A 14,864-nucleotide genomic window follows, 5' to 3' on the forward strand; every position below is an offset into this window, starting at 1 on the left:
GTCCACCATGGGCCGGCGACCAGGCGCCAGGACGCCCGGCCACCGGCCAGGCGTGACAACCAGGGATCTTGAGGAGTACCCACACCATGGCCGTCGTGACCATGCGTCAGCTGCTGGAGAGCGGTGTCCACTTCGGGCACCAGACCCGGCGCTGGAACCCGAAGATGAAGCGCTTCATCATGACCGAGCGCAACGGCATCTACATCATCGACCTGCGCCAGACCCTCGACTACATCGAGAAGGCGTACGAGTTCGTGCGTGGGACCGTCGCGGAGGGTGGCAGCATCCTCTTCGTCGGTACCAAGAAGCAGGCCCAGGAGGCCATCGCCGAGCAGGCGACCCGGGTCGGTCAGCCGTACGTCAACCACCGCTGGCTCGGTGGCATGCTGACCAACTTCCAGACGGTGTACAAGCGGCTCCAGCGGATGAAGGAGCTGGAGGCCCTTGGCGACCTGAGCGGCACCGCCGCCGGTTACACCAAGAAGGAGACCCTGCAGCTCTCCCGCGAGAAGATCAAGCTCACCCGCACGCTGGGTGGTCTGCGGGACATGCAGAAGCTGCCGGCGGCCGTCTGGATCGTCGACACCAAGAAGGAGCACATCGCCGTCGACGAGGCCCGCAAGCTGGGCATCCCGGTCATCGCCGTCCTCGACACCAACTGCGACCCGGACGAGGTCGACTTCCCGATCCCGGGTAACGACGACGCCATCCGCTCGGCCGAGCTGCTGACCAAGGTCGTCGCCGCCGCCGTCGCGGACGGTCTGATCGCCCGCTCGGGCCGTCGTCGGGGCACCGACGAGAAGCCGGAGGCCGGTGTCGCCACCGACGAGCCGCTGGCCGAGTGGGAGCGCGAGCTGCTGGAGGAGCCGAAGAAGGCCGACGAGTCGGCCCCGGCCGAGCAGCCCGCCGCCACCGAGCAGCCGGCGGCCGCCGCCGCGGAGTGACCGCACCGTCGCCGCCCCGCCGTCCGTTTTCACGAACGGCGGGCGGCGACGGTACGCCGGGCACGTTCCGCCCGAATCCGGGTAACCGGCACCTCTGACCATCCACACGCCGACTCAACATCGAAGAGAGAGCCATGTCCCAAATCACCGCCGCGGACGTCAAGAAGCTCCGCGACCTCACCGGCGCCGGCATGATGGACAGCAAGAAGGCGCTGACCGAGGCCGAGGGCGACTTCGACAAGGCCGTCGAGATCCTGCGCGTCAAGGGCGCGAAGGACGTCGGCAAGCGGGCTGGCCGTACGGCCGCCAACGGTCTGGTCGCCCACTCCGGCAAGGCGCTGCTCGAGCTCAACTGCGAGACCGACTTCGTCGCCAAGACCGAGTCGTTCATCGCGCTGGCCCAGCAGCTGGTCGAGCACGGCGAGCGTGCCGGCGTGAGCAACGCCGAGGAGCTGCTCGCCTCCGAGCTGGACGGCAAGGTCGTCGCCGACCTGATCCAGGAGCAGTCCGCCAAGATCGGCGAGAAGCTGGTGCTCAACCGGTTCGCCAAGGTCGAGGGCACCACTGCGGTCTACCTGCACCGCAAGGCGCAGGACCTGCCGCCGGCCGTCGGCGTGCTGGTGTCGTACACCGGCAAGAGCGACGAGGCGGGCGACGCTGACGCCCGTGGCGTCGCGATGCAGATCGCGGCCATGCGGCCGAAGTACCTCAGCCGTGACGAGGTTCCGGCCGAGGTCGTCGAGTCCGAGCGGCGCATCGCCGAGCAGACCGCCCGCGAGGAGAACAAGCCCGAGGCGGCCCTGCCGAAGATCGTCGAGGGTCGGGTGAACGCCTTCTTCAAGGACTACGTCCTCGTCGAGCAGGCGTCGGTGGCCGACAACAAGAAGTCGGTGAAGCAGGTGCTGGCCGAGGCCGGCATCGAGGTCACCCGCTTCGTGCGGTTCGAGGTCGGCCAGGCCTGAGCCGCCACCGGGCGCCGCGCGCGCCCGTGGGCAGGAGACGTCGACGAGGAGGCCGCCGGTGTACGTGACAGGCACCGCGGCCTCCTCGTCACATAGGGTCGGCAGCGGCAGGTTCGCGGTAACGCGTCGCCCGGGGCGTGCGCGTGGGGAAGGCGGGGCGGATGACGCAGGTTGTGAGTGACCGGACGCTGGCGATGGACGATCCGACGGCGCCGCCGCCCGGGCGGGCCCGCCGGGTGGTGCTGAAGCTCTCCGGTGAGGTGTTCGGCGGGGGCGCGATCGGCGTCGACCCGGACGTCGTGCAGGCCATCGCCCGCCAGATCGCCACCGTCGTTCGGCGCGGTGTGCAGGTCTCGGTGGTGGTCGGAGGGGGCAACTTCTTCCGCGGCGCGGAGCTGCAGAAGCGCGGGATGGACCGCGCTCGCGCCGACTACATGGGCATGCTCGGCACCGTGATGAACTGCCTCGCGTTGCAGGACTTCCTGGAGAAGGAGGGCATCGAGACGCGGGTGCAGAGCGCCATCACGATGGCCCAGGTCGCCGAGCCGTACATCCCGTTGCGGGCGATCCGGCACCTGGAGAAGGGCCGCGTGGTCATCTTCGGCGCCGGCGCCGGCATGCCGTACTTCTCGACCGACACGGTGGCCGCCCAGCGGGCGCTGGAGATCCGCGCCGACGTGGTGCTGATGAGCAAGAACGGCGTGGACGGCGTCTACACGGCCGACCCGCGGGTCGACCCGACCGCCAGCAAGCTCGATTCGATCACCTTCTCCGAGGTGCTGCGCCGCAACCTGCGGGTGGCCGACGCGGCCGCGTTCAGCCTCTGCATGGAGAACGGCCTGCCGATGCTGGTCTTCGGCGCGCAGGGTGACGACACCATCATCCGCGCGGTGGGTGGCGACAAGATCGGCACCCTGATCACCGCTTGAGCCTGACGACTTTCAGCAGAGCCCACGACGAGCACAGAAGGAGGCGAGGAGACCGGTGATCGACGACACCCTCCTCGAGGCCGAGGAGAAGATGGAGCGTGCGGTTGAGCACGCCAAGGAGGAGTTCGGCGCCATCCGCACCGGTCGCGCCAACCCCGCCATGTTCTCCAAGATCATCATTGACTACTACGGCACCCCGACGCCGCTGACCCAGATGGCGTCCGTCGCGATCCCCGAGCCGCGCATGGCCATCATCAAGCCGTACGACAACTCGCAGATCAACGCGATGGAGAAGGCGATCCGCGACTCGGACCTCGGGGTCAACCCGAACAACGAGGGCAACCAGCTGCGCATCCTGCTCCCGCAGATGACCGAGGAGCGCCGCCGCGACATGATCAAGGTGGCCCGGCACAAGGGCGAGGAGGCCAAGGTGGCCATCCGTAACGTCCGCCGCCGCGGCAAGGAGGAGCTGGACCGGATCGTCAAGGACGGCGAGGCCGGCGAGGACGACGGCCGCCGCGCCGAGAAGGAACTCGACGACCTGACGCAGCGCTACGTCGCCAGCATCGACGACCTGGTCAAGCACAAGGAGACCGAGCTGCTGGAGGTCTGACGCGCCACCCGGCGTCCGCCGGGTGAACGGCCGATGCGAGGCCCGCCCCCGATCCGGGGACGGGCCTCGCGCCGTCTGGGCGTCAGCAGGGGATCCGCACGGTACGGGTCGTCTCGGTCAGCGTCGTTCCGACGTACGCGTCGTGCAGCTCGAAGCGCACGGTGGCCCGACCCGGATGCAGCACCGGGTAGGCCCGGTAGAAGCCCATCGAGATGCTGGCGGTGCCGCCGTCGCAGACGATCTCGCCGGCGCCGAGGGCACCGGTGGCCCAGTAGGTCGGCAGGCCGTCCTGGGTCAGCGACGCCGACAGGAAGTACACGCCGGTCGGGCAGTTGCGCACCTCCCCCCGGGCGGTGGCGGCCGGGAACGCCGGCCCGGTGCCGTCGGGACTCCCGTCGTACAGGTAGATCTCGCTGGTGCGGTGGTCGATCCGGATGGTGGCGTTTCGTGTCGCCGCGGTGGCCGGTGAGGCCGCCGTCAGGACGAGGGCGGCCGTCGTCAGCACCGCCAGGCTGATTCTGCGCACGAACGTTCCTTCCCCGCTGCTGTGTTTGGGACCGCCGGCGGACGCCGGCACACCGACAGCCGACCACCGACGGGTGGCGCGGGTCATCCCCTGTTCGCCCGGATGTTCGGTCGGATAGGCGTCGATGCGTCCGCGGTGGGCGGGGTCACGCAGCCCGCCGCTGTCGTGCCAGCACGGTGACTCGCCGGAGCTTGCGCACCGTGACCCGGGAGGGGCCCCGCGGTCACGGGTGCCATCGTCCGCCTCACCCCGGCGGCGGGTGCAGTAGGCTCGTCAGGATTCCCGGCCACCGGGCGGTGCGCCTGGGAATCGACCGACCATCGGGGCGGTCGAGCCGGAGGAACACAGTCGCGCGTGTAGGGGATGCTTGTGGCCTTGCGTCATGTGGTGGTACTCGTGCCGCGTCGCGGTGCGTGATGTCCCACCCCGACCCCTACACCAACGAGCCGCGCGGCTGGGACCGGCCCGAGCGCCCGGTGGCTCTGCCCTGGCCCGAGCAGGAGCTCGAGGCGGGCCAGTGGAGCCGCCGGCCGGCCGCCGGGCCCGAGTTGTACACCGAGTCCCGCACCCGGCCGTACGCCGGTCCGCACCCGGCGGGCCCGTACGACGAGCGCGGCCGGACGGTCCGCCCGGACGACCGGGACCGCTTCGACGACCGGGACCGCTACGACGACGACCGGGACCGCTACGACGACCGGGGTCACCCCGGCCGCTACGGTGACCGCCCGCCAATGGGTGACGCGGTGCCACGTTATGCCGACGCCGGTGCCGGTCAGCGTCACGACGACCGTGCCGCGCCACCGCGTTTCGACGGCCGTGACGCCCCGCCCTACGTCGACGACCGTGACGTTCCGCCCCGCTTCGACGACGATGCCGGTTTCCCGACAGCGCAGCTCGCGCCCATCGGCGCCGAGATCCTGCCGGACGACGACCCGGTGACCGACCCGGAGCCGCCGGTGGGCCGGCGGCCGAAGGGACGCCGACGGGCCAGCATCGACCGACCGGCGACCCAGCAGGCGGGTACCGGGCGGGCCGGCCGTAACCTGCCGGCGGCGATCGGTGTGGGCCTCGCCCTGGGCGCGCTGATCGTGGTGCCGTTGGCCGTCTACCCGCCGGCGTTCCTGCCGGTGATCGCCGCCGCCGTCGCGATCGGTATCTGGGAGATGGCCCGCGCGGTGCGGCGCAGCGGCGCTCACCCGCCGCTGGTGCCGCTGCTCGCCGGTGGTGTCCTGACCGTGGGTCTGGCCTGGTTCGCCGGCCCGGACGCGCTCAGCCTCGGGCTGTTGGTGACGGTGCTAGGCACGATGATCTGGCGGTTGGGTGACGGCCCGGCCGGCTTCCAGCGGGATCTGACCGCCGCCACCCTGATCGCCGTCTACGTGCCGTTCCTCGCCGGTTTCGCGGCGTTGCTGGCGGCGGCCCCCGGCGACGGTCGGCTGCGCATCCTGGCCACGCTGATCGCGGTGGTCCTCTCCGACACCGGCGGGTACGCGGCCGGGGTCTCCTTCGGCCGGCATCCGATGGCGCCGTCCATCAGCCCGAAGAAGTCCTGGGAGGGGTTCGCCGGCTCGGTCACCGCGGCGGCGCTGGGCAGTGCCCTGCTGCTCTGGCTGATGTTCGACCTGGCCCCGTGGTGGGGTGCCCTGTTCGGGGTGGCCGTCTCCGTCGCGGCGGTCCTGGGCGATCTCGCCGAGTCGATGATCAAGCGGGATCTCGGTATCAAGGACATGAGCAACCTGCTGCCGGGGCACGGTGGCCTGATGGACCGGCTGGACTCGATCCTGTTCGCGGTGCCGACCGCCTACCTGTTGCTGGTGATCTTCGTGCCGGTGGCGGGGTGAGGTATGCGTCACCATGGCCGGAGCGCTGCCGACCGACGTCGAGCACCGGTTCGACGCCTCCGGACGGGTGTCGAACGCTTCAGGCGTGACACACTGGACCGGCCATGACGAGTCTGCCGCTGATCCCCGCCATCTCGGACGCCCCCACCGCACGCCGGGCCTCCATGCCACCGCAGCACCTTGCTGACCTGGACCTGGCCGGCCGCCAGTCGCTGGTCACCGGGCTGGGCGAGCCCGCCTTCCGTGCCAAGCAGATCTCCAACCACTACTTCGGGCGGTTGGTACGCGACCCGCAGGCGATGACCGACCTGCCCGCCGCGACGCGCGAGCGGCTCGCCGACCAACTGCTTCCGAAGCTGCTCAGCCCGGTGCGCGAGTTGGCCTGCGACGACGGCGCGACCCGCAAGGCGCTGTGGAAGCTGCACGACGGCGCGTTGGTGGAGAGCGTGCTGATGGGCTACCCGGACCGGGTCACGGTCTGCATCTCCAGCCAGGCGGGCTGCGGCATGGCCTGCCCGTTCTGCGCCACCGGCCAGGCCGGGCTGACCCGCAACCTGTCCACCGCCGAGATCGTCGATCAGGCGGTCTATCTGGCCGGGGTGGCGGCCTCCGGCGCGGTCGCCGGCTCACCGCCGCGGCTGTCGCACGTCGTGTTCATGGGCATGGGTGAGCCGCTGGCCAACTACAACCGGGTCATCGCGGCGATCCGTCGGCTGGTCAGCCCCGCTCCGGAGGGGCTCGGCCTGTCGCAGCGGCACATCACCGTTTCCACGGTCGGCCTGGTTCCGGCCATCCGCCGACTGGCCAGCGAAGACCTCTCTGTGACCCTTGCGCTGTCGTTGCACGCGCCCGATGATGATCTGCGCGACGAACTCGTGCCGGTAAACCAGCGCTGGAAGGTAGCCGAGGTGCTGGACGCAGCGTGGGACTATGCCGCCCGGACGGGTCGTCGCGTGTCCATCGAGTACGCAATGATCAAGGACGTGAACGACCAGCCGTGGCGAGCTGACCTGCTCGGGCGGCTGTTGGCCGGCAAGTTGGCGCATGTGAACCTCATCCCGCTCAATCCGACGCCGGGCAGCCGCTGGGACGCGAGCCCGAAGCCGGTCGAGCGGGAGTTCGTCCGGCGCTTGCGCGACGCGGGAGTCTCCACCACCGTACGGGACACCCGGGGTCGCGAGATCGACGGCGCGTGTGGCCAGCTCGCCGCCGCCGAGGACACCGACACCTTCACCGACCGCGCCGAAGAGGCACCGGCGTGACCGGGCGTGGCGAACGACACCAGGAGACATAGTGGCGAGTCAGGGTCAGCGTTTCCGGCGCAAGGCGGTTCGCCGGGGATACAAGGTCGACGAGGTGGACGCCTTCCTCGACCGGGTCGAGGCGACGCTCGACGGCCGACAGGTCGGTGCGCCCGTCGCCTCGCAGGAGGTCCACGACGTCGTCTTCCGGGTGCGGTTCAACGGCTACGACGAGTGGCAGGTCGACCTGCACCTGGACCGGGTCGAGCGACAGCTGGCCGAGCTGGAGGAGCGCAACAGCGCCGGGCGCGGCGGCGATCCTCGGATGGGTGACCGGCTGGGCCCTCCGGACCGGATGGGTCCGCCGATGCGCGACGACCGTGGCGGCATGCCGCAGCCGATGCCTCCCCGCCCGATGCCCGCCCAGGCCGGTCCGCCGGCCGACCGCTACGGCCGGTACGACGAGCCCACCGGTGCCTTCGCCGGCGGGTACGACGCTCCCCGGGGCGGCTACGACGCGCAGCGTGGGCCGGGCCCTGGTGGCCCCGGCCCCGGCCCGGGCGGTCCCGGCCCGATGGGCCCTGGCGGCCCGATGGGTGGGCACGGCCTGCCGCCGCGTGGCCTGCCGGCCGGTCCGGGTGGTTACGGCCCGCCGGACGACCAGCGGATGCCGGGTGGTTACGGTCCGCCGGACGACCAGCGGATGCCGGGTGGTTACGGTCCGCCGGACGACCAGCGGATGCCGGGTGGTTACGGTCCGCCGGACGACCAGCGCATGCCGGGTGGTTACGGTCCGCCGGACGACCAGCGCATGCCCGGCGGTTACGGTCCGCCCGACGGTTCGCGAGCGCCCGGTGGCTACCCGCCGCCGCCGGACGAGCCCCGCTTCGACGGCTTCGAGGCCGGTCGGCGTGCCCGCGCCGACATGACGGCCGAGATCCGGATGCCCGAGCGTGACCTACGTGACCTGCGGCGCGGCCCGGCCGGTCCGCCACCGATGCCGCAGCAGGGCATCGGTGGTCCGCCGATGGCCGGTCCGCCGGCCGTCGCCGGTCCGCCGATGGGCGGTCCGCCGATGGCCGGCCCGCCCGGCAGTGACCTGTACCGGGTCGACCAGATCCGCCGCAGGTTCCAGGTCCGTCGATTCGGCAGCGGGTACGACCCCGACCAGGTGGACCAGTTCTTCGAGTCCCTGCTCGGCGGCATGCAGCGTCGCAACCCGATGCCGGTCGACCCGAAGGACCTGGACACGCTCCGGTTCGGCCTGGTGCCCGGCGGCTACTTCGAGGCCGAGGTCGACGCGGCGCTCAAGGACGTGCAGGACATCCTGTTCGGGCGCTGACCCGGACGCGTACACGAACGAGGGCCCGTCCCCGGTTGGGGGCGGGCCCTCGGCGTTCCTCGGCTGGTGGGCCGGGCGGACGGTCGGGTCAGGAGCGCAGACCGTTGCGCCGTAGCACGGCATCGCCGATCACGATGACCAGCAGCAGCGCGGCGAGGCCGATCAGCCAGATGTCCTCGACCCTGCCTTCGTGGTTGCCGCAGAACGCCATGACGACCAGCGCCAGCGCGGACAGCACGGCGCCGATGCGCCCCGACTTGCGGTGCCCGGGCTTGTGCTGGTCCGGCGACGTTACCGGCTCGCTTCCTGCCACTGTCGGTCCTTCCCTCGCGATCGGATCTTTGGTTAGTCTGGCACGCCTGCCGCCCGGGGCGGTGCGGTGGGGGTTTCCCGGCCATGTGGCCCTACCGCCCAGGCCGGACGGCTCTACGGGCGTCGAGGGGTGGCGGTCAGACTCACTCCGGTAGCGTTTGGCGTACACCTGATTGTCTGTTTGAGGGGGACTGTGCGGTGCGAGTGACCGGAACCGGGCACGCCAGCATGCGGATCGACACGGCCGCGGGCAGCATCCTGTGCGACCCATGGGTCAATCCGGCCTACTTCGCCTCGTGGTTTCCCTTCCCCGACAACTCGCTGCTCGACTGGGAGACGCTGGGCCAGGTCGACTACCTGTACGTCTCTCACCTGCACCGGGACCACTTCGACGCGAAGCACCTGCGGGACTACGTCTCGAAGGACGCGACGGTCCTGCTCCCCGAGTTCCCCACCTCCGAGATGGAGGACGAGTTCCGGGCGTTGGGCTTCACCAAGTTCCTGAAGGCGCCCAACGAGCAGGTCGTGGACCTGCCCGGCGGCCTGAAGATCATGATCCAGGCGTTGACCAGCCCCACCGACGGCCCGATCGGCGACTCCTCGCTCTGGGTCGAGTACGACGGGGTGCGGCTGCTGAACCAGAACGACGCCCGCCCCACCGACCTCAGCGTCTTCGCCGAGTTGGGTCACGTGCACGCGCACCTGCTCCAGTTCTCCGGGGCCATCTGGTACCCGATGGTCTACGAGCTGCCGCAGGCGGCGAAGACCGCGTTCGGCAAGCAGAAGCGCGACCGGCAGTTCGACCGGACGTGGCGGTACATCGACGACCTGAAGGCCGACCACGTCTTCCCGATCGCCGGCCCGCCGTGCTTCCTCGACGACGAGCTGTGGCAGTTCAACGACATCTTCGGCGACGAGGGCAACATCTTCCCCGACCAGTCGGTGTTCCTGTCGGAGTACGCCAAGGTCGGCGGCACCAACGGCATCGTGCTGCTGCCGGGCAGCGTCGCGGAGGTCACCACCGAGGGTGCCAGCACCACCCACCCGGTGCCGATCGAGGAGTTCTTCGCCAACAAGGTCGCCCATCTGGAGGAGATGCGGGAGCGTAAGCGCCCGATCATCGAGGCGGAGAAGGCGTCCTGGCGGCACCCCGAGGTGGACGTGCTCGGCGAGATGAAGCGCCGGATCGAGCCGCTGCTCGACGAGTCGATCTACCTGGCCAAGGGGGTCGGCGGCCCGGTCCGCTTCGACCTGGTCGGCACCGACGACTCAGGCGGTGAGTCGATTGAATCGATCGTGGTGGACTTCCCGGGCAAGGAGGTCCGGCCGTACGCGGACGAGAAGGTGCGGTACCGGTTCCGGACCGAGCGGTCGCTGGTCGAGCACCTGCTCTTCATCGACGAGGTGGACTGGGTCAACTCGCTCTTCCTGTCCTGCCGGTTCTCGGCGGCGCGGATCGGTCAGTACAACGAGTTCGTCTACGCGTTCTTCAAGTGCCTCTCCGAGGAGCGTCTCCAGTACGCCGAGGGCTGGTACGACGAGCACGAGCGCAGCACCGACGCCGAGGACATCACGCTCGGCGACTGGGTGGTGCAGCGCCGCTGCCCGCACCTGAAGGCGGATCTGACCCGGTTCGGCATCGTCGAGGGTGACCAGCTCACCTGCCAGCTGCACGGCTGGCGCTTCGACCTGCCCAGCGGCCGTTGCCTGACGAGCGTCGGCCACAAGGTCCGCGCCCACCGCGTCGACGCGGAAACCCCCGCCCCGGCTGGCGAAGCCCTCTCCTAACCCCTTCCCGCCCCCCAGCCTCGTCGATCATGAAGTTGTGGTGCCCGTTGTGCAGGGTTTGGTCACTTTCGTCCACCATCACAACCCCATGATCGACGCGGGCAGGCGGCCGGGCGGGTGGGGTCAGACGGCTAGGTCGGTGAGGATCCGGCGGGCGGCGTTGTGGCCGGCGGCGCCGATCACGCTGCCGGCGGGATGGCAGCCGGCGCTGCCCGCGTACACGCCGTCGATGCCGGTGGCGTACGGCATCCGGTCGGTGAAGGAGACGGTGTTGTCGACGTGGTGGATGTGCCCGCCGCTGATGCCGAAGTGCGCCTCGATGCCGGGCGGCGGCAGCGGCACCGCGTCGGCGATCAGGTCGGCGGTGCCGGGGGCGTACCGCTCGACGATCTCGACGAGCCGGTCGACGTAGCCGGGCAGCTCGGCGTCCCAGGTGGTGCCGGCCAGCGCGTAGGGGACCGACTGGACGAACAGCGCCGACGAGTGGTGCCCGGCGGTGTCGGAGAGCGACGGGTCGACGGTGGTGTGCAGGTACCACTCGATGGTCGGTTCGGCCGGCAGCCGCCCGGCCTGCACGTCCGCCCACATCGCCCGCAGCGCGCTCATCGGTGAGGTGGCGTCGCCGCCGACCAGCGAGGCGGAGCCGGGCAGCAGGTGGATGGTCGACCCGAACGGGCTCGGCGCGTCGGCGGGCAGGCAGGAGAAGCGGGGCAGGCCGCGCAGCGCCAGGTTGAGCTTGAGGGTGGTGCCGGGCCGGCGGACCGCCGCCATCCGATCGCCGAGTCGCGCCGGGAGCGCGCCGTCGGGCAACAGCTCCATCAGGGTGTACGGGTCACACGCGCCGAGCACCACCCGCGCTGCGACCTGCCGACCGTCGGCGAGTACGACGCCGCTGGCCGCGCCGCCGTCGAGGGTCACCGCGCGCACCGGCGTACCCGTGACGATGGTGGCCCCGGCGGCGCGCGCGGCGTCGGCGAACGTCCGTGAGACGGTGCCCATGCCGCCTTCGGCGATCATCCAGGTGCCGCCCGAGCCGGGTAGCCGGCACATGTTGTGCACGAGGAAGTTGTGGCCCGTCCCGGGGTCGTCCGGGCCGGCGTTGAGGCCGGAGAGGCCGTCGGTGACGGCGTACATGCTGACCAGCAGTTCGGAGCGGAACTCGAAGCGGGCCAGGTAGTCGGCGACCGACCCGCGGACCAGATCGACGAAGACCTGCCGCAGCGCTGGGCGGACGTGCCGCTCGGCGGTCTCCTCGACGCTCATCGGCTCGGCGAGCCAGGCCGGGGCGAGGTCCTCGCGCAGCGCGGCCAGTTCGGCCTGCATGGCGTCGTCGGCGGCGACGTCCGCGGGGGAGAAGAACGCGGCGAGCTGCGCCCGGGTGGCGGCGGTGTCGCTGCCGAAGAGCAGGTACGGCGAGCCGAGGCCACCCGGTGTGGGCAGGAAGTAGTGCGGGTCGCGGCGCAGCACCGGGATGCGCACGTCGAGGGTGGCCAGCAGCTCCGGTGGCATCAGCCCGAGCAGGTACGAGCCGGTGGAGTGGCGCAGCCCCGGCACCTTGGGGAACGGGTTCTCGGTGCGGGTCGCGCCGCCGATCACGTCGGCGGCCTCGACCACGAGGACGTCCAGACCCGCGCGCGCCAGCAGAACCGCGGAGACCAGACCGTTGTGTCCGCTCCCGACGACGACGACGTCGGCTCGGGCGGGAATCTCACCACTCATGCCGCCGGAGCCTAGTCCCACCGCCGCCCCCTGTAACCCGTTGATCAAGAGGTTCGCGTCCGGAAACGCCGTCCGGATGACGCGAACCTCTTGATCAACGGGGGTGGGTGGGGAGGTGGACCGTGAACGTCGAGCCTTGGCCCGGCGCGCTGCACGCCTGGACCGTGCCGTGGTGGGCTTCTACCAGCTTGCGGACGATGGCCAGGCCCAAGCCGCTGCCGCCGGTCTGCCGGCTGCGGGACTTCTCCGCCCGCCAGAAGCGGTCGAACACCCGGGGCAGGTCCTCGATGCTGATGCCGCTGCCCGTGTCGGCGACGGCGATGGTCACCTGCCCGTCGGCCACCCCGGCGCTGATCGTGACGCTGCCGCCGGCCGGGGTGTGGCGGACCGCGTTGCCGACCAGGTTGCCGACGACCTGACGCAGTCGCACCGGGTCGGCGTACACCTGCGGGTCGGCGTCGACGAGCACCGACAGCGCTACGCCGGCCCGGTCGGCCGGCACCCGGTACGCCTCGGCCACCTGGCCCAGCAGGTCGGCGAGGTAGACCGTCTCGGGGTGCAGCCGCAGCGCGCCCGCCTCCGCCTCGGCGAGATCCTGGAGGTCGGCGATCACGTGTTGCAGCAACGTCGCCTCCTCCAGCAGCGACGACACCAACCGCCGGTCCATCGGTGCGACGCCGTCCTCGGCGGCCTCCAACCAGCCCCGGATCGTGGTGACCGGTGTGCGTAGCTCGTGGGCGATGTCGCTGACCATGGCGCGACGCAGCTGTTCGAGGCGTTCGCGGCGCTCGGACATGTCGTTGAACGCCTCGGCCAGCCGGGCGATCTCATCCCGGCCGGTGACGCGGACACGGGCCGCGCCGTCGCCGTCGCGCATCCGCTGGGCAGCGCCGGTCAGCGCGTGCAGCGGACGGGTCAGCCGGACCCCGGCCAGCACCGTGACTCCGACGGTCACCAGCAGCACGAGACCGGCGACCGCCACGATGCGCGCCTGGTTGGCGCGGGACAGGTCGAAGGTCGTGGTGGGGCGACCGGCCGGATCGGAGACGAACAGGGTCGCCGCCGGGGCGACGTACGGGAGGAGTTGTTCCCTGCGGCTGGTGCCCAGACAGGCGTTGGCCGCCCGGCTGTGGTCCTGGTCGGCCTCGGTGAGGTCCGCGCGAGCGCTTCCCGTGGGAGCGGGCTGCATCTTCCACGTCCAGTTCAGGTCGACGATCACGGGCGCCAGGTTGCGACGGGCCAGGCAGGTGTTCACCAACGCGTTGAGCTGCGCCAGACCCTTGCGCTCGGTGGCGGTCGGGTTAGCCAGCTTCCCCCGCGGTTCGGCGCAGACGGCGTCGTCGTTCAGCTCGGTGCCGGTGGTCTGGATCCGGGGTCGGCCGGTCGGCCCCTGCGCCACGACCGCCGCGATCCTGGGCCGCATCCGCAGGCACAGCACGGCCTGGTCCGCCCGGTCGAGCAGCATGCGGCGCTCCTCGGGCGGGAGCAGGTACGGGCCGGCGGCGCGGGGGTCGATCCGCGCGGCGTCGGCGAGCGCGGGGGAGCCCGGGGCAAGGGCGGTGTCGACGGCGAGCGCGTCGATGGTCGCGGAGGGCGTGGTGGGCAGCGGGCCGGCCTGCGGCGCCGAGTCGGCGAGTGGCGTGCCCGACTCGGTGGTCAGGGTGATCCGCCGGCCCACCTGGTCGGCGAGCGGTCGCAGGGTGGCCTCGACGCCGTCCCAGCTCGGGTGGGTTGCCGCGTAGCCGATCAGGGTGTCGTAGATGCGGGCGTCGTCGGCGAGCGCCTGCCCCTGTTCCTGCCGGATCGCCCCGGTCGTGGTGCGGACGGCCAGCCACGCCGTGGCGGCGATCGAACCCACGGCGATGAGGACGGCCAGCGCGAGCAGCCGGAGGAGCAGGCTGCGGTGCAGCGGCACCTCACGCCGCATGGTGGTGCGCCTCCGCCAGCTTGTAGCCGACGCCGTAGACGGTCAGCAGGCGGACCGGTCTGCGCGGGTTCGGCTCGATCTTCCGGCGCAGGTGCATGACGTGGACGTCGACGGTCCGGCCGGTGATGTACTTGTCGAAGCCGTGCAGGTGGCCGAGGAGCTGGTCCCGGGTAAAGGCCCGACCCGGCTGGGCGGCCATCGCCTGGAGCAGTTGGAACTCGCCCGGTGTGCAGTCGACGCGTCGTCCGTCGACGCGTACCTCGTGGCGGATCGGGTCGACGTGCAGGTCGCCGACCCGTAGCACCGGGTCGGCCGCGCGTGCCGTCCGCTGGCCCCGGCGCAGCAGCGTCCGTACCCGGGCCACCAACTCGCGTGGGCTGTACGGCTTGGTCACGTAGTCGTCGGCGCCCAGGTCGAGGCCGAGCAGCAGGTCGTCCTCGGTGGCGCGGGCGGTCAGCATGAGCACGGGCAGGTCGGATTCACGGCGCAGGATGCGGCAGACGTCCAGGCCGTCGACCTTCGGCATCATCACGTCGAGGATCAGCAGGTCCGGCGCATCCCGGCGAATGTGCTCCAGGGCGGCCCGCCCGTCGCCGACGACGACGACCGTGTGCCCCTCCCGCTCCAGGTAGCGGCGGACCAACTCGGCCTGCTTCTCGTCGTCCTCGGCTATCAGCACGCGTGCAGTCACGGCAGCGAGCGTACGTGTCCTGGATCGCC

13 protein-coding genes are annotated in these 14,864 nt (G+C 71.3%); 8 read left to right on the forward strand and 5 right to left on the reverse strand.

Annotation, left to right across the window (positions count from 1 at the left end):
* Window positions 1–86 precede the first annotated feature (86 nt).
* The 4 genes from rpsB to frr all read left to right on the forward strand — a co-directional run bounded on the left by rpsB (window position 87) and on the right by frr (window position 3,448).
* Window positions 87–944 carry a 30S ribosomal protein S2 gene (gene rpsB, locus ACN269_RS26560; protein ID WP_421474969.1) on the forward strand — a complete coding sequence of 286 codons (858 nt, stop codon included), beginning with the start codon at window positions 87–89 and terminating at the stop codon, window positions 942–944.
* A gap of 134 nt (window positions 945–1,078) precedes the next feature.
* Complete coding sequence (tsf, locus tag ACN269_RS26565) at window positions 1,079–1,906, forward strand: translation elongation factor Ts (protein WP_421474971.1); 828 nt, start codon at window positions 1,079–1,081, stop codon at window positions 1,904–1,906.
* A 161-nt stretch (window positions 1,907–2,067) separates the two neighbouring features.
* Entirely contained in the window at window positions 2,068–2,835 is a 768-nt protein-coding gene (gene pyrH / locus ACN269_RS26570) for a UMP kinase (protein WP_421474972.1), read from the forward strand.
* Window positions 2,836–2,890: 55 nt separating this feature from the next.
* Window positions 2,891–3,448 (forward strand): ribosome recycling factor, encoded by a 558-nt coding sequence (frr, locus tag ACN269_RS26575; protein ID WP_121655235.1) that lies wholly within the window; start codon window positions 2,891–2,893, stop codon window positions 3,446–3,448.
* 82 nt (window positions 3,449–3,530) lie between these two features.
* On the opposite strand, the gene ACN269_RS26580 is transcribed toward frr, so the two are convergent.
* A complete protein-coding gene (locus ACN269_RS26580; protein ID WP_421474973.1) occupies window positions 3,531–3,974 on the reverse strand; it encodes a hypothetical protein in 444 nt (147 codons plus the stop codon).
* 416 nt (window positions 3,975–4,390) lie between these two features.
* Between ACN269_RS26580 and ACN269_RS26585 the strand changes: the two genes are divergently transcribed.
* From ACN269_RS26585 to ACN269_RS26595, 3 genes are all read left to right on the forward strand, one after another.
* Window positions 4,391–5,815, forward strand: a complete 1,425-nt coding sequence (locus ACN269_RS26585) for a phosphatidate cytidylyltransferase (RefSeq protein ID WP_421474974.1) — start codon at window positions 4,391–4,393, stop codon at window positions 5,813–5,815.
* Window positions 5,816–5,919: 104 nt separating this feature from the next.
* Window positions 5,920–7,077: a 23S rRNA (adenine(2503)-C(2))-methyltransferase RlmN gene (rlmN, locus tag ACN269_RS26590; protein ID WP_421474975.1), complete on the forward strand. Its 1,158-nt coding sequence runs from the start codon at window positions 5,920–5,922 to the stop codon at window positions 7,075–7,077.
* A 31-nt stretch (window positions 7,078–7,108) separates the two neighbouring features.
* Window positions 7,109–8,398: a DivIVA domain-containing protein gene (locus ACN269_RS26595; protein WP_421474977.1), complete on the forward strand. Its 1,290-nt coding sequence runs from the start codon at window positions 7,109–7,111 to the stop codon at window positions 8,396–8,398.
* Window positions 8,399–8,486: 88 nt separating this feature from the next.
* Here the strand turns inward: ACN269_RS26595 and ACN269_RS26600 are convergent, their stop codons facing one another.
* On the reverse strand, window positions 8,487–8,711 hold the full coding sequence (locus tag ACN269_RS26600) for a DUF2631 domain-containing protein (RefSeq protein ID WP_234584241.1): 225 nt from the start codon (window positions 8,709–8,711) through the stop codon (window positions 8,487–8,489).
* A 197-nt stretch (window positions 8,712–8,908) separates the two neighbouring features.
* On the opposite strand from ACN269_RS26600, the gene ACN269_RS26605 reads away from it, so the two are divergent.
* Entirely contained in the window at window positions 8,909–10,498 is a 1,590-nt protein-coding gene (locus tag ACN269_RS26605; RefSeq protein ID WP_421474978.1) for a Rieske 2Fe-2S domain-containing protein, read from the forward strand.
* Between the two features lie 123 nt (window positions 10,499–10,621).
* Here ACN269_RS26605 and ACN269_RS26610 read toward each other — a convergent pair whose 3' ends face one another.
* The 3 genes from ACN269_RS26610 to ACN269_RS26620 form a co-directional block, all read right to left on the reverse strand.
* Window positions 10,622–12,217 carry a phytoene desaturase family protein gene (locus ACN269_RS26610; RefSeq protein WP_421474979.1) on the reverse strand — a complete coding sequence of 532 codons (1,596 nt, stop codon included), beginning with the start codon at window positions 12,215–12,217 and terminating at the stop codon, window positions 10,622–10,624.
* A 94-nt stretch (window positions 12,218–12,311) separates the two neighbouring features.
* Complete coding sequence (locus tag ACN269_RS26615) at window positions 12,312–14,144, reverse strand: HAMP domain-containing sensor histidine kinase (RefSeq protein WP_421474980.1); 1,833 nt, start codon at window positions 14,142–14,144, stop codon at window positions 12,312–12,314.
* Window positions 14,134–14,835 (reverse strand): response regulator transcription factor, encoded by a 702-nt coding sequence (locus ACN269_RS26620; protein ID WP_421474981.1) that lies wholly within the window; start codon window positions 14,833–14,835, stop codon window positions 14,134–14,136. Before ACN269_RS26620 ends, ACN269_RS26615 begins: the two co-directional genes overlap by 11 nt.
* Between the last annotated feature and the right edge of the window lie 29 nt (window positions 14,836–14,864).

The sequence above is a fragment of the Micromonospora sp. WMMD736 genome (assembly GCF_049179015.1).
Lineage (GTDB): Bacteria > Actinomycetota > Actinomycetes > Mycobacteriales > Micromonosporaceae > Micromonospora.

Coding starts and splice junctions, on each gene's coding strand:
- rpsB (WP_421474969.1), top strand. CDS start 87: ATGGCCGTCGTGACCATGCGTCAGCTGCTGGAGAGCGGTGTCCACTTC.
- tsf (WP_421474971.1), top strand. CDS start 1,079: ATGTCCCAAATCACCGCCGCGGACGTCAAGAAGCTCCGCGACCTCACC.
- pyrH (WP_421474972.1), top strand. CDS start 2,068: ATGACGCAGGTTGTGAGTGACCGGACGCTGGCGATGGACGATCCGACG.
- ACN269_RS26585 (WP_421474974.1), top strand. CDS start 4,391: ATGTCCCACCCCGACCCCTACACCAACGAGCCGCGCGGCTGGGACCGG.
- rlmN (WP_421474975.1), top strand. CDS start 5,920: ATGACGAGTCTGCCGCTGATCCCCGCCATCTCGGACGCCCCCACCGCA.
- ACN269_RS26610 (WP_421474979.1), bottom strand. CDS start 12,217: ATGAGTGGTGAGATTCCCGCCCGAGCCGACGTCGTCGTCGTCGGGAGC.
- ACN269_RS26615 (WP_421474980.1), bottom strand. CDS start 14,144: ATGCGGCGTGAGGTGCCGCTGCACCGCAGCCTGCTCCTCCGGCTGCTC.